General features: G+C 40.6%; 27 protein-coding genes and 1 riboswitch. Of the genes, 9 read left to right on the forward strand and 18 right to left on the reverse strand.

The genetic code is table 11. From position 1 onward, the window contains the following. Positions 1 to 207 precede the first annotated feature (207 nt). From MHI33_RS20425 to MHI33_RS20435, 3 genes are all read right to left on the reverse strand, one after another. Positions 208 to 456: a hypothetical protein gene (locus MHI33_RS20425; RefSeq protein ID WP_268508514.1), complete on the reverse strand. Its 249-nt coding sequence runs from the start codon at positions 454 to 456 to the stop codon at positions 208 to 210. Next, on the reverse strand, positions 446 to 1,573 hold the full coding sequence (locus MHI33_RS20430) for a Rap family tetratricopeptide repeat protein (protein WP_340913446.1): 1,128 nt from the start codon (positions 1,571 to 1,573) through the stop codon (positions 446 to 448). The genes MHI33_RS20425 and MHI33_RS20430 overlap by 11 nt, the downstream gene beginning before the upstream one ends. 331 nt (positions 1,574 to 1,904) lie before the next feature. Beyond that, on the reverse strand, positions 1,905 to 2,075 hold the full coding sequence (locus MHI33_RS20435; RefSeq protein WP_161792787.1) for a hypothetical protein: 171 nt from the start codon (positions 2,073 to 2,075) through the stop codon (positions 1,905 to 1,907). A gap of 604 nt (positions 2,076 to 2,679) precedes the next feature. Between MHI33_RS20435 and MHI33_RS20440 the strand changes: the two genes are divergently transcribed. Next, positions 2,680 to 3,258, forward strand: coding sequence for a hypothetical protein (locus MHI33_RS20440; RefSeq protein WP_126268974.1), 579 nt, complete (start codon positions 2,680 to 2,682; stop codon positions 3,256 to 3,258). Between the two features lie 466 nt (positions 3,259 to 3,724). On the opposite strand, the gene MHI33_RS20445 is transcribed toward MHI33_RS20440, so the two are convergent. Further along, entirely contained in the window at positions 3,725 to 4,102 is a 378-nt protein-coding gene (locus MHI33_RS20445; RefSeq protein ID WP_044140257.1) for a hypothetical protein, read from the reverse strand. Positions 4,103 to 4,361: 259 nt separating this feature from the next. Then, positions 4,362 to 4,979, reverse strand: coding sequence for a YkgJ family cysteine cluster protein (locus MHI33_RS20450; protein ID WP_044140259.1), 618 nt, complete (start codon positions 4,977 to 4,979; stop codon positions 4,362 to 4,364). Positions 4,980 to 5,310: 331 nt separating this feature from the next. On the opposite strand from MHI33_RS20450, the gene MHI33_RS20455 reads away from it, so the two are divergent. The 3 genes from MHI33_RS20455 to MHI33_RS20465 all read left to right on the forward strand — a co-directional run bounded on the left by MHI33_RS20455 (position 5,311) and on the right by MHI33_RS20465 (position 7,837). Next, on the forward strand, positions 5,311 to 5,625 hold the full coding sequence (locus MHI33_RS20455) for a DUF485 domain-containing protein (RefSeq protein ID WP_340913450.1): 315 nt from the start codon (positions 5,311 to 5,313) through the stop codon (positions 5,623 to 5,625). Continuing rightward, positions 5,622 to 7,163, forward strand: coding sequence for a solute symporter family protein (locus tag MHI33_RS20460; protein WP_003214799.1), 1,542 nt, complete (start codon positions 5,622 to 5,624; stop codon positions 7,161 to 7,163). The genes MHI33_RS20455 and MHI33_RS20460 overlap by 4 nt, the downstream gene beginning before the upstream one ends. 335 nt (positions 7,164 to 7,498) lie before the next feature. After that, positions 7,499 to 7,837: a DUF4288 domain-containing protein gene (locus MHI33_RS20465; RefSeq protein WP_106066974.1), complete on the forward strand. Its 339-nt coding sequence runs from the start codon at positions 7,499 to 7,501 to the stop codon at positions 7,835 to 7,837. Between the two features lie 213 nt (positions 7,838 to 8,050). Here the strand turns inward: MHI33_RS20465 and MHI33_RS20470 are convergent, their stop codons facing one another. From MHI33_RS20470 to cidR, 4 genes are all read right to left on the reverse strand, one after another. After that, positions 8,051 to 8,425 carry a nuclear transport factor 2 family protein gene (locus tag MHI33_RS20470; RefSeq protein ID WP_217012702.1) on the reverse strand — a complete coding sequence of 125 codons (375 nt, stop codon included), beginning with the start codon at positions 8,423 to 8,425 and terminating at the stop codon, positions 8,051 to 8,053. A 134-nt stretch (positions 8,426 to 8,559) separates the two neighbouring features. Next, positions 8,560 to 9,228 carry a thiamine phosphate synthase gene (gene thiE, locus MHI33_RS20475; RefSeq protein WP_340913455.1) on the reverse strand — a complete coding sequence of 223 codons (669 nt, stop codon included), beginning with the start codon at positions 9,226 to 9,228 and terminating at the stop codon, positions 8,560 to 8,562. Next, positions 9,215 to 10,039 (reverse strand): hydroxyethylthiazole kinase, encoded by an 825-nt coding sequence (gene thiM, locus MHI33_RS20480; RefSeq protein ID WP_217012703.1) that lies wholly within the window; start codon positions 10,037 to 10,039, stop codon positions 9,215 to 9,217. The genes thiE and thiM overlap by 14 nt, the downstream gene beginning before the upstream one ends. Before the next feature lie 17 nt (positions 10,040 to 10,056). Continuing rightward, the gene (gene cidR / locus MHI33_RS20485) at positions 10,057 to 10,944 is read right to left on the reverse strand and encodes a cidABC operon transcriptional activator CidR (RefSeq protein WP_003214744.1); all 888 of its coding nucleotides are present in this window, start codon (positions 10,942 to 10,944) and stop codon (positions 10,057 to 10,059) included. Positions 10,945 to 11,109: 165 nt separating this feature from the next. Here cidR and MHI33_RS20490 point away from each other — a divergent pair, with 165 nt between their 5' ends. Both MHI33_RS20490 and MHI33_RS20495 read left to right on the forward strand, forming a co-directional pair. Further along, on the forward strand, positions 11,110 to 11,493 hold the full coding sequence (locus MHI33_RS20490) for a CidA/LrgA family holin-like protein (protein ID WP_012011691.1): 384 nt from the start codon (positions 11,110 to 11,112) through the stop codon (positions 11,491 to 11,493). Continuing rightward, entirely contained in the window at positions 11,487 to 12,167 is a 681-nt protein-coding gene (locus tag MHI33_RS20495; RefSeq protein ID WP_044140267.1) for a CidB/LrgB family autolysis modulator, read from the forward strand. Before MHI33_RS20490 ends, MHI33_RS20495 begins: the two co-directional genes overlap by 7 nt. Positions 12,168 to 12,204: 37 nt before the next feature. On the opposite strand, the gene MHI33_RS20500 is transcribed toward MHI33_RS20495, so the two are convergent. Further along, positions 12,205 to 13,386, reverse strand: a complete 1,182-nt coding sequence (locus MHI33_RS20500; RefSeq protein WP_044140269.1) for a class I SAM-dependent rRNA methyltransferase — start codon at positions 13,384 to 13,386, stop codon at positions 12,205 to 12,207. 119 nt (positions 13,387 to 13,505) lie between these two features. Between MHI33_RS20500 and MHI33_RS20505 the strand changes: the two genes are divergently transcribed. Next, positions 13,506 to 13,889, forward strand: a complete 384-nt coding sequence (locus MHI33_RS20505; RefSeq protein ID WP_283924033.1) for a VOC family protein — start codon at positions 13,506 to 13,508, stop codon at positions 13,887 to 13,889. Between the two features lie 78 nt (positions 13,890 to 13,967). Here MHI33_RS20505 and MHI33_RS20510 read toward each other — a convergent pair whose 3' ends face one another. From MHI33_RS20510 to MHI33_RS20520, 3 genes are all read right to left on the reverse strand, one after another. After that, positions 13,968 to 14,696, reverse strand: coding sequence for an amino acid ABC transporter ATP-binding protein (locus tag MHI33_RS20510; RefSeq protein ID WP_106066967.1), 729 nt, complete (start codon positions 14,694 to 14,696; stop codon positions 13,968 to 13,970). Next, on the reverse strand, positions 14,693 to 15,337 hold the full coding sequence (locus MHI33_RS20515; protein ID WP_265208714.1) for an amino acid ABC transporter permease: 645 nt from the start codon (positions 15,335 to 15,337) through the stop codon (positions 14,693 to 14,695). The genes MHI33_RS20510 and MHI33_RS20515 overlap by 4 nt, the downstream gene beginning before the upstream one ends. Positions 15,338 to 15,406: 69 nt before the next feature. Further along, entirely contained in the window at positions 15,407 to 16,171 is a 765-nt protein-coding gene (locus MHI33_RS20520) for a transporter substrate-binding domain-containing protein (RefSeq protein ID WP_113767868.1), read from the reverse strand. A 527-nt stretch (positions 16,172 to 16,698) separates the two neighbouring features. On the opposite strand from MHI33_RS20520, the gene MHI33_RS20525 reads away from it, so the two are divergent. After that, complete coding sequence (locus MHI33_RS20525) at positions 16,699 to 17,784, forward strand: Rap family tetratricopeptide repeat protein (protein ID WP_319610105.1); 1,086 nt, start codon at positions 16,699 to 16,701, stop codon at positions 17,782 to 17,784. 19 nt (positions 17,785 to 17,803) lie between these two features. Beyond that, on the forward strand, positions 17,804 to 17,944 hold the full coding sequence (locus tag MHI33_RS20530) for a hypothetical protein (protein WP_165840211.1): 141 nt from the start codon (positions 17,804 to 17,806) through the stop codon (positions 17,942 to 17,944). A 47-nt stretch (positions 17,945 to 17,991) separates the two neighbouring features. On the opposite strand, the gene MHI33_RS20535 is transcribed toward MHI33_RS20530, so the two are convergent. The 5 genes from MHI33_RS20535 to MHI33_RS20555 form a co-directional block, all read right to left on the reverse strand. Beyond that, positions 17,992 to 18,624: a GTP pyrophosphokinase gene (locus MHI33_RS20535; protein ID WP_065097768.1), complete on the reverse strand. Its 633-nt coding sequence runs from the start codon at positions 18,622 to 18,624 to the stop codon at positions 17,992 to 17,994. Positions 18,625 to 18,718: 94 nt separating this feature from the next. Next, the gene (locus MHI33_RS20540; RefSeq protein ID WP_340913469.1) at positions 18,719 to 19,732 is read right to left on the reverse strand and encodes an ABC transporter permease; all 1,014 of its coding nucleotides are present in this window, start codon (positions 19,730 to 19,732) and stop codon (positions 18,719 to 18,721) included. Continuing rightward, positions 19,729 to 21,225 carry a sugar ABC transporter ATP-binding protein gene (locus MHI33_RS20545; protein WP_106066966.1) on the reverse strand — a complete coding sequence of 499 codons (1,497 nt, stop codon included), beginning with the start codon at positions 21,223 to 21,225 and terminating at the stop codon, positions 19,729 to 19,731. The genes MHI33_RS20540 and MHI33_RS20545 overlap by 4 nt, the downstream gene beginning before the upstream one ends. A gap of 69 nt (positions 21,226 to 21,294) precedes the next feature. Beyond that, complete coding sequence (locus MHI33_RS20550) at positions 21,295 to 22,413, reverse strand: sugar ABC transporter substrate-binding protein (protein WP_340913472.1); 1,119 nt, start codon at positions 22,411 to 22,413, stop codon at positions 21,295 to 21,297. A 169-nt stretch (positions 22,414 to 22,582) separates the two neighbouring features. Further along, positions 22,583 to 22,692: riboswitch (SAM riboswitch) on the reverse strand. Between the two features lie 116 nt (positions 22,693 to 22,808). Next, positions 22,809 to 24,236, reverse strand: coding sequence for a right-handed parallel beta-helix repeat-containing protein (locus tag MHI33_RS20555; protein ID WP_185108058.1), 1,428 nt, complete (start codon positions 24,234 to 24,236; stop codon positions 22,809 to 22,811). Positions 24,237 to 24,410: the final 174 nt, after the last annotated feature.

A 24,410-nucleotide genomic window follows, 5' to 3' on the forward strand; every position in this document is an offset into this window, starting at 1 on the left:
TTTCTACATTCTTTTTTATTTTCCACATCATGATGTTAGGTGAGAATGGGTCTTTTGGTGCTTTTGAGATCTTGTGCAGCTTTCAAGAAAAGGTCACGGAGCACATGCTTTCGGATCTGATTTGTTGAACCGATAACCTTTCCGAGAAAATAAGGCTGTCGAGATTTTCTCGACAGCCTGACAGACCCTAAAGGTCTGTTTGATTCATCAAGTAGATAATCTAGAATCACGTGTTCCAAAACGAACATCAGGATTTTCACTAGAACGGGTTCCATTCCTCACAGCAAAATCCTCAGTAGTAACGCTACTGCCTGTAGCATTCCTTACAGTCAGATCAGTGGATTCTGGAGAAGTAGCATTTCTTGAATTCACATCAAAATCGACAGATGATAATGAGATCATACCTAGCAATGCTGAAGCACTCAAAAAACCAGTAAGAACCGTTTTAAAATTCATATGAACAGTCGCCCCTTTGGATTTGTTTTCGGGCGTACATCACTTTTTCATACATTTTTACAGATTCATCCATACGCCCATTCTCATTATAGTACCGAGCCGCTTCGAGCGCTAGGTCTTCCCTGTATGGATAACCCCTCTCATTCTCTAATTTTTCCAACGAGCTCAAGACTTCACTTAGGTTTGCTGTTTTTAAAAATAAAATTTCCAATACCATCAGCAACGATAAAAACAGATCATTTTTTCTATTCTTCGCTTCTTCCAAGCCTCTTTTGAAAAATCTTTCACCCTCAATAAATTCCTTTTGACTCAAATGAAATAACGATAATTCATAAAAAACCAAAAGCAACTCTGTAGCATTAATAGGCTCTCCTTCTAGAATAACCTGATTAAAATAAGCTAGTGCCCTATTAAAATCACCTAATCCTTTATAACAACACCCAATATTAAATAATGACTTCACAATCATTGGCTTATTAGAAATTGCCTTAGATTTTTCTAAAGCTGACAATAAATGAGGAAGCGCCTTTTCTCTGCATTCAAAATCAATGAAATTACCTGCCATAACAGTTAGACAATTAATTTCTCGAATCATATAAAGGGAATTGCTCTTATGCGCCTTATAAGTATCATAAGAAAGACCAACGTAATACATAGACACATGTGTCTGTTTCATGTGATAAAACACTTCAGATAATTTGTAATAAAATTCCGCTCTTTCTAACTCATCCCCTACTTGCTCCAGGCGCTTTTCCGAGCGCTTATAGAACACAATAGCTCTAATAAACTCACCATTTTTGAATTCATACATGCCTTGAAAAAAATTAAAATAGTATTCAAGAATGGCTGACATCTTTTTTCCTTGTCCTTCTACAGCTTTCAAGTAATCCGATTTTTCAAGTGGTTCTTTAGAAGGCTGCACATAGTCTGTCATCAATTGATGACGAAACTCCATCAACTGAAAATAAAGAACCGCCTGTTCATCTTCTTCCATGACATCGATATCTTTTCTAACCTCTTTCCTTAGCATCTGGGCCTCTTTAACATTGAATCTTTTTATATGCTTATACCATTCATTTATCTTGATCGCTACAACTGGAGACGGTATAGACGCCATCTACAATCCCCCCCTAGAAAACCAATTTTTAATAAATGTTAGCACAAGAATTCCTAATAAAACCCTATTTATCCATTAATATGTAAAATTTTCGGCATGACGCAAACACTTTTTAAGCAAGTAGGACACAAGACATATCGGTTTTTAGATGCTATCACAGCAGTTAACGCATTTAAATCCCATATAAGCGTTCTTGAAGCATCACACTATGAAAAACCCGAGCATAAATAAAGATGCTTAGAAACGAATATGAACGCTCTTGGTGGTGTTTTTAAAATAGGTGCCATGTTTTTTAAGAAACAAAAAAACAGGCTCTTTAGCCTGTTCTTTATTATCCAGTGATGACCATATTGATGAATGGGACACTCAGTAAAAAGTAAACAACGGCAAAAACAACTTTATAACCCATCTCTTTTTCTTTATTATTCTTACGTTTTTTCATATAAACAGCAAAATAAGAAGCACCAATTAACATCATCAATACTGGTATTACAGTCATCATAAATTATCCTCCCTAATAAAAGAACCTATATTGCGGTCACCGCAACCCAAAAAGAAACTTTCCATCACATTACCAATTATCAAGAAATAAATGGTAGCATGGAAATATATCAAAGAAAGTGAGTGATTCTTATAAATCCATGTCTCCTATGCTTCTTTATGCAACCATTTTTTTGACTCTCTTATGATCCCCCAAAATAGGAACCTGTACAGAATTACAAGCAAGAAAAAAGTATAAACAAACTCAAAGGGAGAGAATGGTTCATAATCAATTATGTATGCATTAATAAACACTATTACCAAAGAAAACAATTCCATCAAAGAATCTATAAATCTGTTTTCTTTGAACACGTCCCTTGTCTTTTTGAAATTAAAGATGTCTTTAATTTCCACACTAGAAAGTCCTTTGATTAAAGCTAAACCTATCAAGTACACACCAAAAGACATCTCAAAGGAAAAACTCAACATCTGTGTGATTACACAATAAATCAAAGTGAATAAGAATAAATACATTTTATTACTCTCCTTAACCTCTAAGTATTCCACCCCAATAGAAGGAAATATCATGTATGCGTTACCCCAAAAAACAAATAGGAGTGGTACGTATGTTTAAAAAATTTCTAGTAGTGTTATGTGTGCTTACTATTACATTTGGTTTCTCTTCTCCAATGATTAGTCATGCCAGTCAAGGTAATAATGAGACCCCTCCAGTCAGTGTAGATAAAAAACAATTGGAATTAGCAGAGAAACTATCTAATTACTTCGAATTAGATAAGGATGGAAATATTCATTTTACAGCTGATAAAGAAACCCTTATGGAAATGGGAATTTCAGAACACGACAGTCTACTAATGACTTCAATGAAATCAGAAGAATTTAGCTTTGAAGAGAATGAGAAAAAAGGTGACATGCAGACTTTAGGTTTTGTAGGTTTACACCTCAAATTAGGACCGAAAGTTAGAAGCATGAATGCCATAGTAGCAGGTGGATTTGCAGCCGGATATATCGGTTGGTACACAAGTCGAATTGCTGCTGCCGGACCATGGGGTGCTGGAGCAGCTGCGGCTATTACTGCTGGAACTTCTGGTGCTGTTGCATGGGCAGTTAAAAACAAATATAAGAAAGTTGATGTAGGCGTAAATATTATGTTTGTTAATTTAGCATATACTGTAAAAATACCTTAAAAATAACTGTTAAGCAACAATAAATAAAATAAGCAGGCTCCAGTAAGAGCCTGCTTACTCTTAATATAAGACTTCAACACAAAATTTTTGGAATTCCTGAAAATATTTTGGTTCTGCATTAATTAGTGGTAAGCGTATAGAAAGTGTTGCAGCGTGCAGACGATCGGTAAGCCCTCACATTCTTCTCCTAGTAAAACAACCCTTTTTACATAAAAAAGAAGCCATTAACGGCTTCTTATGTTGATTTTCACTTTTCCACTATTTTATATCCGAAATCTATAAGGCACAGTTGAAAACCTCTCTGGAATGAATTTTTATCATCTTTATCTAACATACCATCCTTGTATGTTTCAATAAAGATTATAGCGCGCGACTATTCCATTTCGGGTATGCCGGCGTGTACCGGTACTAATTTATATTCCATAATACGATTTTCTCCTTGATCCTCGACTTCAAAATACCCTTTTTATAAAGCTATTTCAATTACGGCCACATCTTCACCATTGGACTTTGTTATGAAAGAAACCTCTTCTTCTGGAATTCCCACATTTATTAAAAATGACTGAAAAGCGTGGCTGCCTTCGCCGTTATAATTACTGGCTAAACCTTGGTCAATAAATAATTTATAGGCAACAGTCTCCACATACGTATAATATCTCACTTTTTGACCATTTCTAAAATGCGTAATACGTGTGACCTTTCCTAATGTCGGCAACAATGCTAAAGCAAAGTCTAAAGTCGGTTGGCTACTCTGTTCCTGAATAATGATTGTTGCTTCTTCCTTTTGAAATGGTGGTTTAAATTCTGTATGCTGCTCTAAATATTGTTCTTTAATAGTTGCCATGTCTAAATCCTCCTTTAAGTTTCATGTTAAAATAACGAATTTCAGTTTTTTGTTGTGTGGAGAGAATGCGAACAAAACAGCTGCCCTGGAAGATCCAAAATGAGCTAAAACACGAATGAAAAAGTGTGGCCAACTATACAAGCGAAACGATTTCACGAATATTGTCTTTTATCTCGTTTAAATCAGATTAAATCCTTTTAAAGTGTATAAGTTTGCCTGTTCAAGTGACTGATTAAAATTGATTGGGCTATCATAATGATTATACTGCATCAACAGTAGGAGTTATTGCAGCGTGTTCTACAGAATGAGGTATATACTCGCATACCTGAACACGAGTAGCTTGATTGATTCTATGATGAGTTGAACCATAAGAACGGCAAACTAGCGGACGAGAATCGTAAACTGAACATAATTTTGTTTCTGGATCAAGTAGTGGACAAGGAAAGCTATTCAGTCTAACTGTCATGTGCTTCTTCATTTGTTCAGCAAGTATTGTGCCATCGTCTTTCGGTTTATATATCTCTAAATTTCTCCAGGTGTCAGGTCTTTCATTTTTAATTGTTTCACACTGATCCAAAGCAGTATCATATATTTTTTCTACTCGATCTTTGCTCCAAGTCTTCAACTCATGCATAATAAATTCAAACTCAATTTCAGTTATAGAAAAATCCTCATAGTAGCAGTTATAACACCCCTCTTGACATTGAGGAATATTACCTGTTGATTTTTGATAATCTTCTATTTTTCGTTCGTACTTTTTTTGTGTTTCGATAAGCCGTGCAGCCCTTGATTCAGGATGAATGTCCTTATGATACTTTTTATATTTCTTACCGCTACCACAGAAACACGGGTCATTTCTTGAGATTGCCTTAACCATTTGCCTTTCCCCCTCTAACAACAGGATCAACCCATTAATTTCCTAAACAATTTATCATAGATTACTAAGCCAGTACGAAGCAAAAAATACCATCTTGCGCCTGCAAGACGGTCAGTAACCTTTCCATATGTCACTCTTCCAAGGCCGATATTTCATATAATAGAATGCTTGCCCCTTCTCGACTTAACACAATACCTCAAGATAAAGTCATGTTTTAATCAGGCTCATCACCCTTTTCGGGTGCCTTTTTTATGATATACTGTCATAAACAGCCAGATCGTCTCATATGCATTGGAGTACCTTGTCCCTAATTCGTACAAAGGAGGAAACAATGGCAGACAAAAAAGTTCATTATAAGAAGGTTGCCGCTTCAGAGGATTTTCGAAAACCTCTCGAGGAAAAACGCAGATTTATCGTACCGATGACGATTTTCTTTTTTCTCTTTTACTTTTCACTTCCGGTTGCTACATCCTACTTCACCTTTTTGAACAAGCCGGCAATTGGCGCGATCTCATGGGCTTGGTTATTCGCCCTCACACAATTTGTGATGACTTGGGTATTATGTGGACTTTATGCGAGGAAAGCAGCTCAGTTCGACAAATATGTAAGCGCTTTAAAAATTGAATCGAGAGGTGATGACGAATGAGCATGACCGCTTTTATTTTATTCATAGCGATCGTAGGGCTCACATTGGTCATCACGTATTTTGCTGCGAAAAAAACGAGCAATGCGAGCGATTTTTACACAGCAGGTGGAGGTCTGACTGGATTTCAGAACGGACTTGCCATCGCTGGGGACTATATGTCTGCCGCATCATTTTTAGGAATCGCTGGAATGATCGCGTTAAATGGATTTGATGGCTTTTTCTATAGCATTGGCTTTCTAGTAGCGTATCTTGTCGTACTTTACGTTGTAGCCGAACCGCTTCGAAATCTAGGGAAATATACGATGGCCGATATGATTGCTGCACGATTTAAGCGTCCTGCCATTCGAGGAGTTGCTGCGTTTAACACAATCACAGTCTCTACTTTTTATATGATTGCACAGCTTGTTGGGGCAGGTGCATTAATCAAGCTGCTTCTTGGCATTGATTACTGGATTGCGGTACTGATCGTAGGTGTCTTGATGACCATTTATGTCGTGTTTGGTGGCATGATCGCAACCAGCTGGGTACAGATTACAAAGGCTGTACTTCTCATGCTTGGGACACTGATTATTTCACTGCTTGTATTTGCAAAGTTTGATTTTAGCCTGCTGAAGATGTTTGAGGAGATGAAAACAGCGACCCCGCTCGGTGGGGCATTTCTTCACCCGGGAAATAAATATGATGTGCCTTTAGAGACCCTGTCTTTGAACCTTGCTCTAGTGCTTGGGACAGCAGGTTTGCCGCACATTTTGATCCGGTTTTATACGGTGAAGGATGCCATTTCTGCGCGTAAATCTGTTCTATCCGCTACGTGGATCATCGGTATTTTTTATCTAATGACAGTTTTCCTTGGCTTCGGTGCTGCTGCCTTTGTTGGAACAGAAGCGATCACAGCAGCAGATGCAGCAGGAAATATGGCCGCTCCACTGCTTGCCCAAGCCCTTGGAGGAGATTTGTTATTTGCCTTTGTTTCCGCTATTGCCTTTGCGACCATTTTGGCAGTGGTAACTGGTCTCGTCCTATCCGCCGCGTCTGCCTTTGCGCATGACTTTTATAGTCAGATCATCCGCAAAGGGAAAGCGAGTGAACGGGAACAGGTAAAAGCGGCACGCTTTGCTTCCATCGGCGTGGCCATTCTTTCTATCATTCTCGCATTATTTGCCCAATCGTTAAACGTTGCTTTCCTTGTGTCACTTGCCTTCGCAGTGGCAGCAAGTGCAAATTTACCATTGATTATCTTCACTGTCTTTTGGAAACGATTTAATTCTACAGGTGCCATTGCAGGGAGCTTAGTAGGACTGCTGAGCGCACTGATTATCGTCTCGCTCAGCCCAAGCGTCTGGGACCCATCGGGAGCAGCCATCTTTACAGGAGATCCGCTCATCCCGCTGTCGAACCCTGGAATTATCTCGATCCCACTCGGATTTCTTGCCGCTTACTTAGGCACGATCTTCTCCTCTGAAAAAGCAGATGAAGACACCTTTACGGAAATACAAGTAAAGGCACATACAGGGATGCATATGGATACTGATTCTTAAGGAAAAGCCGGCTGATGAGCCGGCTTTTTTTGTGTTCTTCTTTTCCTTAGTAAGGTATAAATTGACCCTTCAACTTATTTTTATACTTTTCTAACCTGGCCAATTTTCTACACGTGATAAGAGAGCATAAGGTGACGATGATCAACAAAATTTCATGCACTTCTCCTCTATTATCAATCACTTTCTTCATGCTTATCCCCCCGTTATAGATCTATTTCTCCTACACCACATCACTCATATGTTATCATGATATACACATACTGGAAATCAATTCACACGTTGAGGAACTCATATTTGTACAATGAAAAAGCTGCAAGAAAGAAGTGACATTACTGATGCGTCAGATATATTCTGCCAAGTTATTATTTGAATCCATCTCATCACCAAGCAGTATGCCCGATAAAATATTTGAAGAACGGATCATTTTGGTGCGTGCAAAAAACCATCGTAAAGTAAAAGATATCATCCAAAAGAGCTTTCTAGAAGAAACCTTTGATAATGCGGCAGGTGGACAAACGACCAAAAAATTAGCAGCTATATTAGATGTCTTTGAGCTTGTAGATGACTTAGATCAAGAACCACTGCATTTAAGTGAAGTGTACAGCCGCCACCTTATTTTTGATAAAGAAACTTCGGTGAAAGAAGCCATCGAGGCTTATTCTTTAGACAAATAAAAGAAGCCGGCAGGTGAGCCGGCTTTCAGATTGTTGACAAAGGGCTAAAATGATCTTGATTTTAGCCCTTTGTCTTCTTTTCAGCGTGATAGAAAACCTTTGCATTCTAGGAAGGACGAGCACCGGAACAGAGCGAATTTGACATTCGTGAGTACCGGCGCGCAGGACTGACACCGAATGCGAGGGTTTGTCTACACGCTGGAAGCCGGCTTTTTAATAGCGCTGAAATAACTCTGGATTTTTCGGAACGTTTTCTAAATAAATGATTTTTCCTTTGTCGTCCAGTTCTGCAATATCAATTCCTTCTGCTGTATAAACACGACCATCCGAAAGTTTTCCACAAACGGCCCAGTTCGTTTCATACTTTCCGTCTTCTCTTTTTTTCCATCCATCCCACATATGCTTGATGTCTTCATGCACGTGGAAAAATGTGTTTAAAAACTGTGTAAACGCTTGGATCCCAGGCTTCTCTGCACCATTTAAGACAATCATGACATCGTCAGAAAACAATGCGAGCAATTCATCCATTTGTTCTTGCCCTTTTCCAGCTTCATCGTAGCGGCGAAAATACGTATCGAGCACTTCCATTGTTCATTCTCCTTTATTTACCTGTCATTTCGACAATAATCGAACAATTTGATTGTACACAATTGTTTCACACCTGTCTATTTTCCCCGAAATCAGAAAAGACATGAATTGAGTCAATCCATGTCTCCTCCAGATTAAAGAGATACTTTTTCTGATGCAACAAGTGCTTTCAATTCTTCTGCTGCTTTTTTAGGATCAGCGCTCTGGCTAATGGCGCTGATGATGCTAATACCATCTGCCCCTGCTTGTATGACTGGTGCTGCATTGCCATATGTGATGCCCCCGATGCCAACAATCGGAATATGAAGACCATGATGACGCACTTCCGTGATCAATGATACTCCTTGGACACTGCGTGTATCCTTTTTCGTTTCTGTTGGATAAACTGGGCCCATGCCGACATAATCTGCGCCGTCCTTCATGGCTTGTTTTACTTCATCTAGGTTATGCGTAGACACACCTAATATTTTATTCCCTATTTTTTGTCTGACGTCTTCTGCATTTGTATCTTCCTGGCCAACATGAACGCCATCTGCATCAAGATCTATCGCTAGCTGCACATCATCATTTACAATAAACGGAACATTCGCTTCTTGGCAAAGTACTTGAAGTTGGCGAGCCAATTGTTTCTTCTCTTCTCCTTGCAAGGCTCCCTCACCCTTTTCTCGAAATTGAAACATGGTGATCCCGCCTTGAATCGCCTCTTTCAAAACATCAAGCGGTTGCCGGCTTGTATTCACTGTTCCCATAATAAAATAAACCGATAATTGCTGTTTGATTTGCTGTTGATCAGCCTTTGTCATGTGACATTCCCCCTATTTTCCCTAGCGTTAACACATCATCGCCAGTTGTGTGTGAGAGTGCATTGAGCAATTCCATTTGAAACGTACCTGGCCCTTTATTCTGGGTGTACTGAGCTGCCTTTTCAGCTGCGACACCATAAAACAATAGAGCAGCTGCCGACGCGTGAAGCGGCCTTTCACCTGCTGCACAAAATGCCCCGATGACAGACGTCAGTAAACAGCCGGTCCCCGTCACCTTGGTGAGCCATTCATGTCCATTATGAATAGACAACACGTCCTCTCCATCTGACACTACATCGACTTTCCCAGTGATCACCACAACGGTCTGAAGTGTCCTCGCCGCTTGTTTGACTAGTGCCGATACATCTCCGTTCGTTGCTTTCGCATCCACGCCTTTTGACTCCCAGCCATCCACTTCAAGTAAATGAGCAATTTCTGCAGCGTTCCCTCTGACAACTGTCATGTTCACTTGCTCTAACAGCTGTTTTGCCGCTTTCATTCGAAACGCTGTCGCACCAACGCCGACAGGATCTAATAGAACAGGTATCCCTTTTTTATTGGCAGATTGTCCAGCCAGAATCATGGCCTCCACCGTCTCCTTGGTCAGTGTGCCAATATTCAGCACAAGCGCATCGGCTAATTGCGCCATTTCAGCCACTTCTTCTTTGGCATTTGCCATGACTGGCGAAGCGCCTAAAGCAAGAAGACCATTCGCTGTAAAGTTCGTCACGACTTGGTTCGTGATATTATGGACGAGTGGATTTTCCGCTCGAACCTTTTCCAATAAATGAGATGCGTCACTTGTTTTCATCCATATCATCCTTCCTTTTACTCTGCTCCCCACACATAGGATTTCGTATGCTTTAACCATTCTCTTGCCGCAAACGACAAATAGCGATCCTTTCGCCAAATGACTCCTAAATGCCACGGGATCGACGTGTTTAAGGAAATGACTTTCACCTTTTCAGGATCAAGATCACGGCAGATCCGCTCAGGCAGAAGGCCAATCCCCAAGTTCTCGGCTACCATCTCACTAATGAAATCCCATTGAGACGTTTCATAAATGACATTGGGCCGGAAGCCCGCATTCATACATTCATTCAATATCCGGCTATGCAGAACAAAGTCTTCTCGAAAGAAAATAAAGGACTCTTCCTTTAAATCAGCTAAATCAACCTTATCTCGACCTGCCATCGGATGTGATGGATGCGTCACGAGCTTCATGTCCTCTTTAATAATGGTGTACGTATGAAAGATTTTATCATTTGCAGGCAGAACAATGACACCAATATCTAACGAACCATCCTCGACCCCTTCCTCTACTTTAATAGAGCCGTGCTCCACTAGTTGAAATGTGACATCTGGATACTGCTGGCGGAATTCTCCCATGACATTCGGGAAAAAACTCGATCCAATCATCGGCGGCAGCCCGATGCGAATATGTCCCTTTTTGACATTCATTAAATCATTTAGCTCGCTCGTTAAATTTTGAAATGATTGTGTGATTTCACTCGCCTGGGTATACATCGTTTGTCCAGCATCTGTCATTTCAACCTGTCTGCCATTTCGATAAAACAACTGCACCCCCAGCTCATCCTCGAGATTTTTGACCATCTTGGAAATGGTAGGCTGCGACACATAAAGAGATTGTGATGCTTTTGTGAAGCTTTTTAACCTCGCCACTTCTAAGAAATATGTTAAATGTCTAATGTCCACATGACTCACCCTTCCTATAGACAAAAGGAATACTAATTATTCGATATATGTATTTTACCTATAACTGAACGTGCTGTACACTTTAAAGTAAGCTAATCAATTGGAACGTTGTCATGTTTTTGTGAAACAGTGAACAAATTATATAGAAAAAGGAGTGAACAGAAAGTGAAATTGCTCAAAACGCCGCTGATTGCTGTCCTTCAGATTATGGCTTTGTTTGTTTTTGCGAAATTGATGAATGTGCTCGCGGCCTTTTTGCATTTAAGAATTCCGGGCACGATTTTAGGCATTCTGGTCATTTTCTTATTACTTCATTTTAAAATTATTCAATTAAAATGGATTGAACTTGGTGCCGTATGGCTGCTCGGCGAACTGCTGCTATTCTTTATCCCATCGGCCGTTGGTGTCATTGATTATGGAACATTGCTTTCTCAATCTGGTACAAGCATTGTCCTTGTCGTCTTACTGAGTACCTTCGTCGTCATGCTCTCGACTGGTATCATGACGCAAATGATTGCGAAAAGAAAGGAGCGAAAAAAGCTATGTTAGTTGGCGCACTATTTCTGATCTTAACAGTTCTTTTATATCTCGGATCAAAAGCGGTGTATAAACGACACCCGAAGGTCTATGTCTCCCCATTACTTGTGACACCGCTTGTCCTTGTCGTCTTTCTGTTAATCGTCAATATTCCTTACGACGCATACAATCAAGGCGGGAAATGGCTCACGAATATGCTTCAGCCTGCGACTGTTGCTTTCGCCATTCCCCTCTATAAGTATTTTCACATTCTGAAGAAGCATGCAGTGGAAATTATTTTGAATGTGGCTTGCGGTTCTGTCATTGCGATTCTATCTACGGCATTTATCGCGAAGTTGTTTCATTTGGATACAGGCCTTATTGAAAGTCTTGTCCCAAGGTCGGTCACAACACCAGTGGCGATGAGTGTGTCAGAAATGATTGGCGGGATGCCGTCCGTTACGGCAGTATTCGTCATTTTAACCGCACTGTTTGGGTCAATCATCGGTCCAATGATCATTCGTTATTTCCGTATTGATAATGACATTGCCATGGGCGTACTGCTTGGTACAGGTGCACACGGGGCAGGAACATCGAAGGCATTTGAAATGAGCTCCGTCTCAGGGACGATCTCAAGTGTGTCGATGATTCTTTCAGCCATCATTACTTTATGTGCAGCGCCTATCCTCATGTCGTTTGCCTTATAAAAAAAGCCATTTCCCTTTATCGGAAAATGGCTTTTTTTTATGCTTGTATGAAGACAACCTTTAAATAATTTCCTTCAGGATAATTCTTCGTCGTACGGAAATCCTCAGGAAGTGTATATTCTTCAAGGATACGGTAGGTTTGCCCTGATTCTTTAAAGGCCTGCGCAATAAATCCTTTGAATTTCTTCATACCAAATGCACTGCTATTCGTTGATGCCACAATGACGCCGTTCTCAGCTGTGATTTGGATGGCTTCTTTTAATAGCTTCTTATAATCCTTCGCCGCACTAAATGTGTGCTTTTTCGTGCGTGCAAAGGAAGGCGGGTCTAAGATGACAAGATCATAGGTCCATCCTTTTTTCGCAGCAAACGGAAAGTACTTAAAGACGTCCATGACTTTCATATCCTGCCCGTCCACATCTATATCGTTGACTTCAAACTGTTCAGATGTTTTTTTCAAACTGCGGTTTGCGACATCTACACTTGTCGTCCGGCTCGCTCCGCCAAGTGCTGCTGCTACGGAGAAAGCGCCTGTGTAAGAAAATGTATTGAGCACGGTCTTTCCTTTTGCATAACGATCTCGAATTGCTTTTCTCACATGACGTTGATCAAGAAAAATGCCTGTCATCGCACCATCATTTAAGTAAACCGCTATGTTCATGCCATTTTCTTTCACGATGAGAGGGAATTCACCTTTCTCTCCCTTTACAAAATCATCATCTTCTATATACTGTCCAGACGTATCAAATCGTTTCTTTTCATAAATGCCTTTATAGTCTGGATATACATGCTCAAGTGCAGCCAATACTTCCGCCTTGAATGTATACACTCCTTCGCTATACCACTGGATGAGATAGAAACCGTCATAATGATCAATCGTGAACCCGCCAATGCCATCTCCCTCTCCGTTGAACACACGGAAAGCAGTCGTCTGTGCATCACGAAATAAATGCGTTCTGCTTTTCTCTGCCTGCTCAAGCTTGGAGACAAAAAAGGCGTGGTCTATTTTTTCGTTAGCATCAAAAGTAAGTACCCAGCCGATCCCTTTATTTTGCACACCATAATATCCTTTTCCCAAAAAGGCGCCTCGCTCATCCACCCATTCAATCAGCTCGCCTTCTTTCACACCGTTTACATGTGATACAGCATCTTTAGAAATGAGCGGATATCCCTTTTTCACTTGTTCTGCAAATGTTTGTTTTAATGAGATTTTTTTCATTCGTGTCATCCTTATCCTAAATTGACTCTCTCTATCCTATCATAATGAATGTATACGTTACTTCTATTATGATAAGATGAGGAGAAAAATATCAACACACCATAGAGGAGGCTCTTTTTTTGACGACATTACGATTAGATCATACAGGTATTATGGTTTCAAATATTGATACGTCCATTGATTTTTATGAAAAAGTCGTGGGCATGAAATTAAAGGATCGCATCACTCATACAAACGGAATCATTGAGCTTGCATTTCTCGGCTTTAAAGATGAGGCAGAAACGGAAATTGAGCTCATCCAAGGGTACAGCAGCGATCTGCCATCTGAAGGAAAGGTTCACCATCTTGCCTTTACAACTGACAATATTCATGCTGAATTCAATCGTATTAAAAAGCTGCAAATCGAATTAATTGATGAAGAAATTACGACGTTACCAAATGGATACTGCTACTTCTTTTTCAGAGGGCCAGACCAAGAATGGATCGAATTCTTCCAGCGCTAATATTTCCTAGGAAATGGGACCGGCTATGCCCCATAAAAGAAAAAGAGTAAGAGCATCCATATGCCCTTACTCTTTTTTTTATAACACCTTACTAAGAAATGATTTTGTACGCTCATGCTGCGGGTTTCCAAAGAGAGCCTCCGGTTTGTCTTCCTCGACAATATATCCGCCATCCATAAAGATCACGCGGTCTCCTACCTCTCTCGCAAAGCCCATTTCATGTGTGACCACAATCATTGTCATGCCTTCGACGGCTAATTGTTTCATAACTGCTAATACATCCCCGACAACTTCAGGGTCAAGAGCAGATGTCGGTTCATCGAATAATAACACTTTCGGGTCCATTGCCAAGGCTCTTGCGATGGCGACACGCTGTTTTTGTCCACCAGATAATTGGTTAGGGTAGCTTTTGGCTTTGTCTTTTAAGCCAACCTTTTCAAGCAGGTCCATCGCTTTATCGACTGCCGCCTTTTTGTCGGCACCTTTTACCTTCATCGGTGCGATCGTGATGTTTTCTAAGACGGTTTTATGAGGAAATAAATTAAAGTGCTGAAACACCATCCCCACTTCTTGACGTACTTTATTGATATTCACCTTTGGATCTGTAATCGTATGTCCGTGGACAACGACTTCACCAGCTGTAATATCTTCTAATTTATTGAGACATCTTAGAAACGTGCTTTTACCTGATCCAGAAGGACCAATCACACACACTACTTCCTTTTCTTCGATGACTGCATTAATATCCTTTAACACTTCGTGATCGCCAAAGGATTTCTTTAAATTTTTCACCGTAATCATACTCATTTGATATCAAATCTCCTTTCTGCGTAGCTAGCCAGTAGAGAAAGTAAATAAATGATCACGAAATAAATGATACCGACAATGAGCCAGACATTCAAAGGATCAAATGTTGCCGATGCCTGTACTTGTCCCCGCTGCATAATATCGGCAATTCCGATAATTGATAAGAGAGACGTGTCCTTCAAGCTGATGATGGCTTGGTTTGTAATGGCTGGAAGCATGCGGCGAAATGCCTGCGGAAGGACGATAAAGCGCATGTTTTGTCCCCCTGTAAAACCTAAGGAACGTGCAGCTTCTGTTTGTCCTTTATCAATAGACTGAATCCCAGCACGAATAATTTCTGAGAAATAAGCCCCTGCATTAATCGCTACTGTAATAATCCCTGCCGGCACTCGATCAAGCGATATGAATTCAAGTGTATTCAAACCAAAGTAAATGAAGAATAGCTGTACGATAAATGGTGTGCCTCGGATGGCATTGACAAAGACGAGTGCGATGAAATTTAAGATTTTAAAAGGTGACAGACGGAATAATGCCACTATTAAACCGATGATAAATCCTAAAATGATAGCAACAACAAAGATATATAAAGTGGTTTGCAAACCATCCATTAAATACGGAAATGCATTAATAATCGTCTCCATGTTTCTCCCTCCCTAATTCACATACGGCGCATCATAAAGAAAGCGCGCTCGAAGCGCGCCTCGCTTGTGTTATGACTTCAAATATTTATCGATAATTTTGTCATATTCACCGTTTTTCTTTAGGTTCTCTAGACCTTTATTGATCTTTTTCAATAGGTCTTGGTTTTTCCCCTTCATCACAGAGATACCATACTGGTCTCCATTCAATCGGTCTCCAACTGTTTTCAATTTTAAATCTTGTTGTGCAATTGCATACGTAATGACAGGATAATCCTCTATTAAGGCATCTGCATTTCCGTTTGAAACTTCTTGGAACATCGATGGGCTGTCATTAAATTGAACCACTTCATACCCATATTTATCTGCGTTATCTGATGCAAATTTTGCACCCGTCGTCCCATTTTTAACAGCTAGCTTTTTCCCCTTTAAATCATCAATTGATTTGATACTGCTGTCCTTCTTCACAACAACTGTCAATCCAGCGTCGAAATACGGATCTGAGAAATCCACCTTCTTCTTACGCTCATCTGTAATACTCATCCCGCCCATCCCTACATCAAGCTGGCCTGCCTGCATTGCTGGAATAATGCCTGAGAAGTCCATAGCTTCAAGTTTCACTTTGAAGTCTTGGTCTTTCGCGATGGCGTTAATTAGATCTACGTCTATCCCTTCATAATTACCGCCCTTTTCAAATTCAAACGGCGGATATGTTGTATCTATCCCTATTTTATATGTGCCTTTGCCTTCTCCCGAACCGCTGTCCGATTTTGATCCACAGGCTGCCATGACGAGCACAACAATGAGTCCCATGATCAGTAACATCGATTTTTTCATAAAACACGACCCCCTATTGTCAGTTTTGTCTAAATATTCGCAATACCAATAATACTATACCACGCTAAAGCTATAGTGTGTGATACTTTTTATCAATACCAAAGATCCATACAATACTAGATCAATAGTCTCTTTAAATTTTACTTTTTTGCGAATAACTCATTTTATTCTAAAAGAAGAGCGATTCACAATCATAATGTGAGATAACCTTACAAAAAACGAGAGATCACCTTGAAAACCACCGTTTTTTCTAACATACGAAAACAGATGCTTGAATGACCTTCTTCTCTCTATTGATATCGTAATATATTTTTTCTAAAACCCTCTTTTTACCTAAAAATATGTAAGCGTATACAAAAAAGCACCTGATCCCTATTTCTTTCACAATTGGTTGAATTTACATCAAAAAACATGTTTTACAAATTGCGAGAGAGCGCTTAAAATATAAGAAGATACTGAATATGGAAAGTGAATTCAGATGAACGGAAATCGAACGAGATGGAGAGATGAAGAAAGGAGGATATAAATTGGCAGAAACAGGTGTTTTGTCGTCCGTTGATGTAGCGAATATGTTAAATGACTGGTATGTCATGATGAAAAAAAGAGAAATACAAGGTGCGATCCAGCTAAAAGAAGAGATTCTTCAAGCGTTTGATCGCATGGAAGAGAATCAAGACGTCTTACTTTACTATCAATTGCTAGAGTACCGTTTTAAAGATCTCATTGAAGATACAGTTTCGTTGGATCATAGTCTTTTTGTTGATGAAAATGCAATCCGTACAGATGACATGCTCAGCTACTATTTCTATTTCTTTAAAGGGATGTATGAAATGCGCAGAGGCAATCAGGATACGGCATTTCACCTTTTAAAATTGGCAGAGGATAAATTAGATCTCGTTCACGATGACATTGAAAAAGCAGAATTTCATTATAAAACAGGGTGTCTTTACTATAATATAAGATCCACGCTCCTCTCCATACACCACTTGAAAATGGCTTCATCTATTTATGACGCAGATCCATGTTATGTGAAAAAATCAATCAGCTGTCAAATGATGCTCGCTTTGAATTATGCTGATCAATCAAAATATGATGAGGCAGAGTCATTATTTGAAGAAGTGATTCATTCACTAGAACAAATGGAAGACCCAGATTTACTTGGTCATGCGTATTGCAATGCAGCTTTTATTAAAAGTCTTAGAAATGAATACAGTGCAGCTGTGCCGCTCCTAGAAAAAGCTTTATTGATCGAGACATTTGAAACGTCTTCTCCAGGCGGCTTCTTACTAGCCATGTATGCCTACACAAAAGCACTATTCAAGCTGAAAAAGCCTGGTTTGTTCCACTATTATGTACAGCTTTCACTTCAAAAAGCAGAAACTTTAAAGCAACGAAATATTTCACTTAAATTATCTATTTTAGAAACACTTATGCTTCAGCCAGACAACATGATAGAGCAAATCAAGTCTTATTGTGATCAATTAGAATCTATGAATTTTCTTGTCGATCTTGAAGCCATCTGTCAGGATGCAGCTGCTTACTTAACGGATCTGGGACTTCATGAAGAATCCACTTATTTCTGGAACAAGGCGTTGTCCTTAAAAACTTGTTAAGAATATGGAGTGATGTATGATGAAAAAATGGCTTATCACAACTGCGATTTTGACACTCTTGATAACAGGTGTCTCCATTGGCGCTTCTATCCAAAAAAACAGCCAATCTGCACAATCTCAAGATATCATTCAAAAGAGAGACCGCGGCACCAATCCTTAAACATGAAAAGAGCAGCTGTGAATATCGCAGCTGCTCTTTTTTATGGGTTAATCAATTTCTCGTTTAATATTTTGCATTTTTTCATCTAAGTAATGGGCGATATCTGCCGCTTCCTTCAGTTCATCGGTTAGCTGATGAGGGACATCGTTTTGCAGTTTATAATAGATTTTATGTTCAAGGCTCGCCCAAAAATCCATCGCTATGGTCCGCACCTGAATCTCAACCTTCACATGCTCCACCCGATTCGTTAAGTACACAGGGATCTCCACAATTAAATGAAGACTTCTGTAACCATTTGGTTTTGGATGTTGAATGTAATCCTTCACTTCAAGGATTTTCAGATCCTCTCTTTGCCTCAATACATCGATAATATTATAGATATCTTGAATAAAGGAGCAGATGATACGGACACCTGCGATATCATGGATATACTCCTTGGCACATTGTGTTGTGATGTCGCACCCTTTTCTTGCTAATTTATTTACAATGCTTTCAAAGGATTTGATCCTTGATTTTGTATGCTCTATTGGATTGTGGCCATGGATTAAATTATATTCCTGGCTGATGATTGAAAACTTCGTATCCATTTCATCTAATGCAAATTTATATACTAATAATTCATTTTTCCAGTCTTCCATGACGTTCTTCAAATCTTCTACATGAGTTGCTGACATATTCATTTCTATTTGTCATCTCCTTTTGGGAAACGGCGGCTGCACCGCTTTCCGTTTACTAGACGGAGACAGGACTCGAAAGGTTTTAAAAAATACGTCGTCAGCCTCGCTGTTTATAATATGTCAACGCCAGCGCAAGGGCGAGTACAGAGCCTTTCACAATATCCATCGCATAATAAGGGACAGACATCATCACAAGCCCATTTTGCAAAATTCCGATGAGCACAGCCCCAATAAACGTACCAAATGCATTTGGTTTTCCTGCTCCCATGACGGAAAAACCGATAAAAGCTGCCGCTACGCCATCCATTAAATATGGTGTGCCCGCATTTATTTCCGCTGTCATTACCCTTGATGCCAGCACAATACCGCCGATTGCCGCAAATAAAGCCGAAAGCAGATATGCCGCGATTTTATATTTATTCACATGAATACCGGACAATCGAGCCGCTTCCTTATTCCCTCCAATGATGTACATAAATCGTCCGTGCTTTGTGTAGGTCATGAAAACATGTGCAAATAGCACAATCACTGCCATTAAGAGAATGATATATGGCACCTTTCCGATTTTGCTGAAAAAGGCAGGAATTGTACCCGTTGAGAATGTACCGTCAGGCAGCACCATGTTTTCAGAAATGGTCGCCCCTTTCGTATACGTCTGAGCCAGCCCTTGAATGATAAACATCATGGCTAATGTCATGAGCATATCTGGAATTTTCATTTTGACAATCATCAAGGCATTAAGTAAACCAACAATAAGGGCAGCCGCTAGCGCAGAGAGGATCGCAATCAGCGGGTTTTGCGAAAACCACACAAACATAGAAATCACGATTGCATTCGATAACGTTGCGACTGATCCGACTGATAGATCAAAGCCGTTGACTGCCAAGGAGATGGTAAGGCCCACCGCAATAATGGTCACAATGGAGATAGACCGTAAAATATTGATGATATTCCCTGATTGCAAAAACGCTGGATTCGCTGCCGCAAATACCACAATCAATACAACAATGGTTAAGATCGTGCCATATCGATAAAAGAAATCAAATAGATGAAAGGATGGCCGCTGTTTTTTCGTTTGCTGCACAGGGGCTGGAATTTGTTGTTCACTCATGATTGTCCTCCTGTTGAATGATATAAAAGCTCTTCCTCAGTCGTTGGGGCAGTCATTTCCCGGGCAATGCTGCCATCATACAGCACATAGACTCGGTCTGCGATCCCTGCAATCTCCGACAGCTCACTTGACGCATAAATCACAGATTTCCCGCGGGCGGCAAGCTCTGTAATCAGCGTGAAAATATCTTTTTTCGCTCCAACATCAACACCTTTAGTCGGTTCATCAAAGAGATAGACATCCGCTTCAGCCAGCAGCCATTTTCCAATGGCAATCTTCTGTTGATTTCCACCGGATAGATGCTTCACCTTTGCTTCAAGAGATGGGGTTTTGACGCCAAGTCGTTTGACGATTTCGTCTGCTTCCCGCTTTTCCTTCGAACGATGTAAGAAGCTGAACACGCTTGAGAATGAACGAAGACTTGCGGCCGTTAAGTTCCACCCCACGCTCTCTTCCGTCAGAATCCCTTCCTTTCTCCGTTCTTCTGGCACAAGGGCCATTCCAGCTCTCACGGCTTGATGAGGCGATGCGATATGAACAGTTTGACCATGAAGCTGTACAGTCCCCGTCGTTTTTTCTGAGGCGCCGAAAAGGGCTTTACACAATTCCGTTTTTCCAGCACCGACAAGGCCTGCAATTCCGAGAATTTCACCCTTTTTCACATGAAGATGAATATTGCGTAATTTATGCTGGTCGTTTAGCTGCTTCACTTCAAGGGCAATAGGTGCATCCTTCAACGGTGTACGAGGCGGGAATTGCTCCTCTAATGGCGCACCCAGCATTTCTTCAATGATCTGCTGCGGATCTGTATTTTGAACAAGATGAGCTGCGACATCGGTTCCATTTCGCATCACTGTCAGTTCATCACAAATGGTGAAAATTTCAGGCATACGATGAGAGATAAACACAATGCCCGTTCCATTCTGTTTCAGCCGGTCAATCATTGAAAATAACTTGTTTGTTTCTGTATGACTTAGCGGGGCCGTTGGTTCATCTAAAATTAAAATGCTACATTTAATTGAAACGGCCTTGGCGATGAGCACCATCTGTTTTTCCGCAAGGGTTAGATCACTCACAAGGCGTTTTGTGGAGATGTCGATGTCCAGTTCTTTTAATCGTTGAGCTGCCTTACGGTGCAGCTCTTTCCAGTCGACAAATGTTTTTTTCTCAATCTGATGTATCATCATATTCTCACCAACACTTAAGTAGGGAACGAGAGCTGTGTCCACTTCTTGATGAACCGTCTGCACACCATATGAGGCCGCATCCTTTGGGGTTTGAATCGATGCCGCCTGACCATTGATTTGGATGCTTCCTTCATAGTGCGAATGAGCGCCAGAAAGAACTTTCATTAACGTGGACTTCCCAGCACCATTCGCTCCAATCAGTGCATGAACTGTCCCTTTTTTTAATGTGAAATTCACTTGATCTAACGCTTTTACTCCTGGGAATTCAATCGAAATATGTTTCATACAAACTAGCGGCGAAGTCATAGATGTCCTCCTTCTCATGATCATCATCTGAAAAACGAAACACCCTCTATAGAAGAGAGTGCACGGCGTTTATTTTGAATAATGCTTCTTCAAGGTCTTCATCCAATCTTCTTCAAAGGCAGTCGATGAACCGAACCCCTTCACTTCGTCTGCAAGATTGACCATATTGATGGCCTTTCCTGATTGTTGAAGCTGTTTTTGTGAGATGAGAGAGGCCTCAAGGTCATAGGAAGACGGGGTTTTCTCACCCGCTATTTTCTTCGCAAGAATTCTCACGTCAACTGCGCCAATGAGCTTCGGATCAACCGCTGCTGTGTACTTCCATGGACTGTCTTTTGCTGTCATTTCTTGAAGATCAGCATTTGACACATCAATCCCATAAATCTTCACTTCTGTTCTTCCTGCTTCCTTTAGCGCTCTTGCTGCGCCAATGGCAAAGGCATCCCACGTGGCAAAAATAGCATCAAGTTTACCCTTTGGATATTTATTCAGCATCGCTGCCACAGCATTTTGTGTTTGAACAGACGTATCAGAGGAGGCAATACCAAAGCGGTCAAGTTCCTTGATCCCTGAATGTTGTTTGAGCGTTTCTTGATAGACCTTATTCCGTCTCACCATTGGCGGGAATCCATCTACCCAGAGGTACGCAATATTTGCTTTTCCTTTAAAATCAGACACGAGTGCGTCTAGTGATTTTTTCGCTAATTGTTCGTCATCTTGAGACGTCACTGTGACTCCTTTGATGTCCTTCAGCTTAGGATTTGAATCGAACGCTACGACCGGAATGCCCTTCGCCGTAATCTTTTTCACGTCAGCGACGGTCGTCTCGTCATCCCCATGAGAGATGATAAAACCATCATAATTTTCTTCCAGCGCCTGAGAGATCGCGTCATGGAACTTCGCTGTATCTCCATTTGCGGTGTAGACATCTACCGTAAAGCCAAGCGCTTCACCTTCTGCCTTCGTCCCAGCTAAAAACTGTGCTGTATGATCATCTCCTCCGATTTTACGGATGACTTTAATTTTGGCTCCCTGTCCCTTTGCAAATCGCTTCGGTACATTGTCAAAGGAGACCTTTTCGTTCGTATTTGCCTTTGAGCCTGCACTTGATCCAGTGCCGCAGCCTGTTAATAGGACGGTCAATACTGTTAATAATATAAGACAAGATGTAAAATACTTACGCTTCATTGCTGTTCCTCCTCAAGTTGTTTTTATTTTTCACATCGGAAAACTAGGTAAAAATGTGGAGAAACGCCAGTAAACTGTTCTCCCATTTGAAAAAGAGACGAAAAAAAGCCTCTCTTGGAAAGAGAGGCTTGATCACCGTTGCATGAAACATGTATCGGGAATTCTTCCTCTCTTATCTGTCAAAGCTGTCACAGCTTTGCAGGAATTAGCACCAATTTCTATAGTAGAAACGGTTGCCGGGCGTCATAGGGCCAGTCCCTCTGCCTCTCTTGATAAGAGATCCGTTATGAAATTTTATTTTCGTTGAAATGTCTTCTTTACTTTAATGTGATGTCACATCAACGTCAATGATTTTTTTGAAAATTTAAAACAATGAGTTTGTGGCTCAGACATACTTAACTTCCGATGATTTTCTTAGCAGGTGATGATTTCTTCAGGCGAAAATCATATTTTTTCTCACTCACAAATTGTGGATTGAGGTGTGCTGATCCTTTATCTTGGCCGCTTTTAGAGAGATACGTTTTGTAACCTTCTATCCATTTCCCGCGCCATACCCACTGTGATGCTTTCGCACCTTTGCGGTCGTCATACACGTTCTTCTGGAAGGTATTCTTTTGATTTACTCCATAAAGATTCACGACTAAGTAATGCGAGGTACTCGCTGTCATGATATTGTTCGTGATTCGATTGTTCACGGCTTGATATTGCATCAACAATTGACCGCCTTCTAAGCCGGCTGTGTCATTTTTGTATAAAATATTATGTGAGATCGTCGTATTTGTTGTTCCGCCTCGCTTTTTATCATAACCGCCAATTGAAATGCCTGTATAACGGTTCAAATACACTTGATTGTGTTCAATGCGAATACGATCTGCCATTTTTCCTTTATGTTCACTTGTGACTTCAATCCCTAGGTCATTATGATGTGTGATGTTATGATCAATCACAATGTCCTTCCCGCCATCCACATAAATTCCACCAGCGGAGATGTCTTTGCCATAGGCTGGATTTCCTACACTCGTAATCTCATACACTTTGTTTCTAGATACAACACCATTTCTGACTTGATCGTACTTTTTAGAAGGTGCTACGTTCTCAAAACCAATTAAATCAATGCCTATATTATCAGTGTGGCGGACGGTGTTATGTGTCACACGGAACTTTTTGACGTTCCCATTGAGCACAAGCGCTTCACTGAAGCCCAGCTTTAATTTTTCAACAGTATTCCCCTTGATTTCAATGTCTTCAATGGCCGCAGGAGCTTTTGTTCCATAGACCGCAATACCGTGCGCATTCCCATTTTTGTGTGTCGTCTGAATGTCATACACTCGGTTGTTGAGAAGTTTGACGCCTTTCCCGCTTCCTTTGATGAAAATACCGACTGGGGTCAGATCTTCCTTATTCGTCTTGAGATGTCCCACCGTCAGACCTTTGAGGGTAATGTAATTTTTTTGATCGATCGTGACAAGACCGCCATCTGCTTGATTTCCTTTTAGTGAAGCCCCGCTAATGACAGGTTTTTCTTTTCCGTAAGCTTGAAAGATAACAGGTGCTTTCTTTGTCCCTGAATGGCGGACAATCAATTTCTCTTTGTATGTGCCGCCTCTAACATAAATGGTTGCCCCGGCTTTCGCCATACTTGCCGCTTTTTTCAGCGTGCGAAAAGGTTTTTGCTTCGTTCCTTGGTTTTTGTCGTTTCCGTTTGTCGCCACGTAATAGGCAGTTCCCTGCTTGGCGCCAGCCTCCTCCGTCATCGCTTGACAACCGAAGCTGATCACGGTCATGAATAAAATAAGTAAAATGCCTGGTATCGCTCGTTTCATCTTGTTGTTTGCTCCTTTCACTTCTCTTCTTTCTTTATCGGTTAAAAAAAAGAGGATTAAAATATGACAATGCCCCTTGCAATGTACCGGTCAAAAGGTGTATGGTTGAAAGAATATCTTACAGGAAATTTATCCGCTTTTAAATTGTCAGATTAATCAGTTAATAATGTATTT

The organism is Bacillus sp. FSL K6-2971, from assembly GCF_038006405.1.
In the GTDB taxonomy this organism is placed as follows: domain Bacteria; phylum Bacillota; class Bacilli; order Bacillales; family Bacillaceae; genus Bacillus; species Bacillus pumilus.

Bases quoted from the DNA above. Each gene is read 5' to 3' on its own strand.
- MHI33_RS20450 (WP_044140259.1), bottom strand. From the start codon at position 4,979: ATGGTTAAGGCAATCTCAAGAAATGACCCGTGTTTCTGTGGTAGCGGT.
- MHI33_RS20545 (WP_106066966.1), bottom strand. From the start codon at position 21,225: ATGACTTCGCCGCTAGTTTGTATGAAACATATTTCGATTGAATTCCCA.
- MHI33_RS20540 (WP_340913469.1), bottom strand. From the start codon at position 19,732: ATGAGTGAACAACAAATTCCAGCCCCTGTGCAGCAAACGAAAAAACAG.
- MHI33_RS20455 (WP_340913450.1), top strand. From the start codon at position 5,311: ATGGCAGACAAAAAAGTTCATTATAAGAAGGTTGCCGCTTCAGAGGAT.
- MHI33_RS20435 (WP_161792787.1), bottom strand. From the start codon at position 2,075: ATGATGACTGTAATACCAGTATTGATGATGTTAATTGGTGCTTCTTAT.
- MHI33_RS20555 (WP_185108058.1), bottom strand. From the start codon at position 24,236: ATGAAACGAGCGATACCAGGCATTTTACTTATTTTATTCATGACCGTG.
- MHI33_RS20500 (WP_044140269.1), bottom strand. From the start codon at position 13,386: ATGAAAAAAATCTCATTAAAACAAACATTTGCAGAACAAGTGAAAAAG.
- MHI33_RS20445 (WP_044140257.1), bottom strand. From the start codon at position 4,102: ATGGCAACTATTAAAGAACAATATTTAGAGCAGCATACAGAATTTAAA.
- MHI33_RS20430 (WP_340913446.1), bottom strand. From the start codon at position 1,573: ATGGCGTCTATACCGTCTCCAGTTGTAGCGATCAAGATAAATGAATGG.
- MHI33_RS20550 (WP_340913472.1), bottom strand. From the start codon at position 22,413: ATGAAGCGTAAGTATTTTACATCTTGTCTTATATTATTAACAGTATTG.
- MHI33_RS20470 (WP_217012702.1), bottom strand. From the start codon at position 8,425: ATGGAAGTGCTCGATACGTATTTTCGCCGCTACGATGAAGCTGGAAAA.
- thiE (WP_340913455.1), bottom strand. From the start codon at position 9,228: ATGACAAAGGCTGATCAACAGCAAATCAAACAGCAATTATCGGTTTAT.
- MHI33_RS20460 (WP_003214799.1), top strand. From the start codon at position 5,622: ATGAGCATGACCGCTTTTATTTTATTCATAGCGATCGTAGGGCTCACA.
- MHI33_RS20495 (WP_044140267.1), top strand. From the start codon at position 11,487: ATGTTAGTTGGCGCACTATTTCTGATCTTAACAGTTCTTTTATATCTC.
- MHI33_RS20520 (WP_113767868.1), bottom strand. From the start codon at position 16,171: ATGAAAAAATCGATGTTACTGATCATGGGACTCATTGTTGTGCTCGTC.
- thiM (WP_217012703.1), bottom strand. From the start codon at position 10,039: ATGAAAACAAGTGACGCATCTCATTTATTGGAAAAGGTTCGAGCGGAA.
- MHI33_RS20535 (WP_065097768.1), bottom strand. From the start codon at position 18,624: ATGAATATGTCAGCAACTCATGTAGAAGATTTGAAGAACGTCATGGAA.
- MHI33_RS20465 (WP_106066974.1), top strand. From the start codon at position 7,499: ATGCGTCAGATATATTCTGCCAAGTTATTATTTGAATCCATCTCATCA.
- MHI33_RS20530 (WP_165840211.1), top strand. From the start codon at position 17,804: ATGAAAAAATGGCTTATCACAACTGCGATTTTGACACTCTTGATAACA.
- MHI33_RS20440 (WP_126268974.1), top strand. From the start codon at position 2,680: ATGTTTAAAAAATTTCTAGTAGTGTTATGTGTGCTTACTATTACATTT.
- MHI33_RS20515 (WP_265208714.1), bottom strand. From the start codon at position 15,337: ATGGAGACGATTATTAATGCATTTCCGTATTTAATGGATGGTTTGCAA.
- MHI33_RS20510 (WP_106066967.1), bottom strand. From the start codon at position 14,696: ATGAGTATGATTACGGTGAAAAATTTAAAGAAATCCTTTGGCGATCAC.
- MHI33_RS20425 (WP_268508514.1), bottom strand. From the start codon at position 456: ATGAATTTTAAAACGGTTCTTACTGGTTTTTTGAGTGCTTCAGCATTG.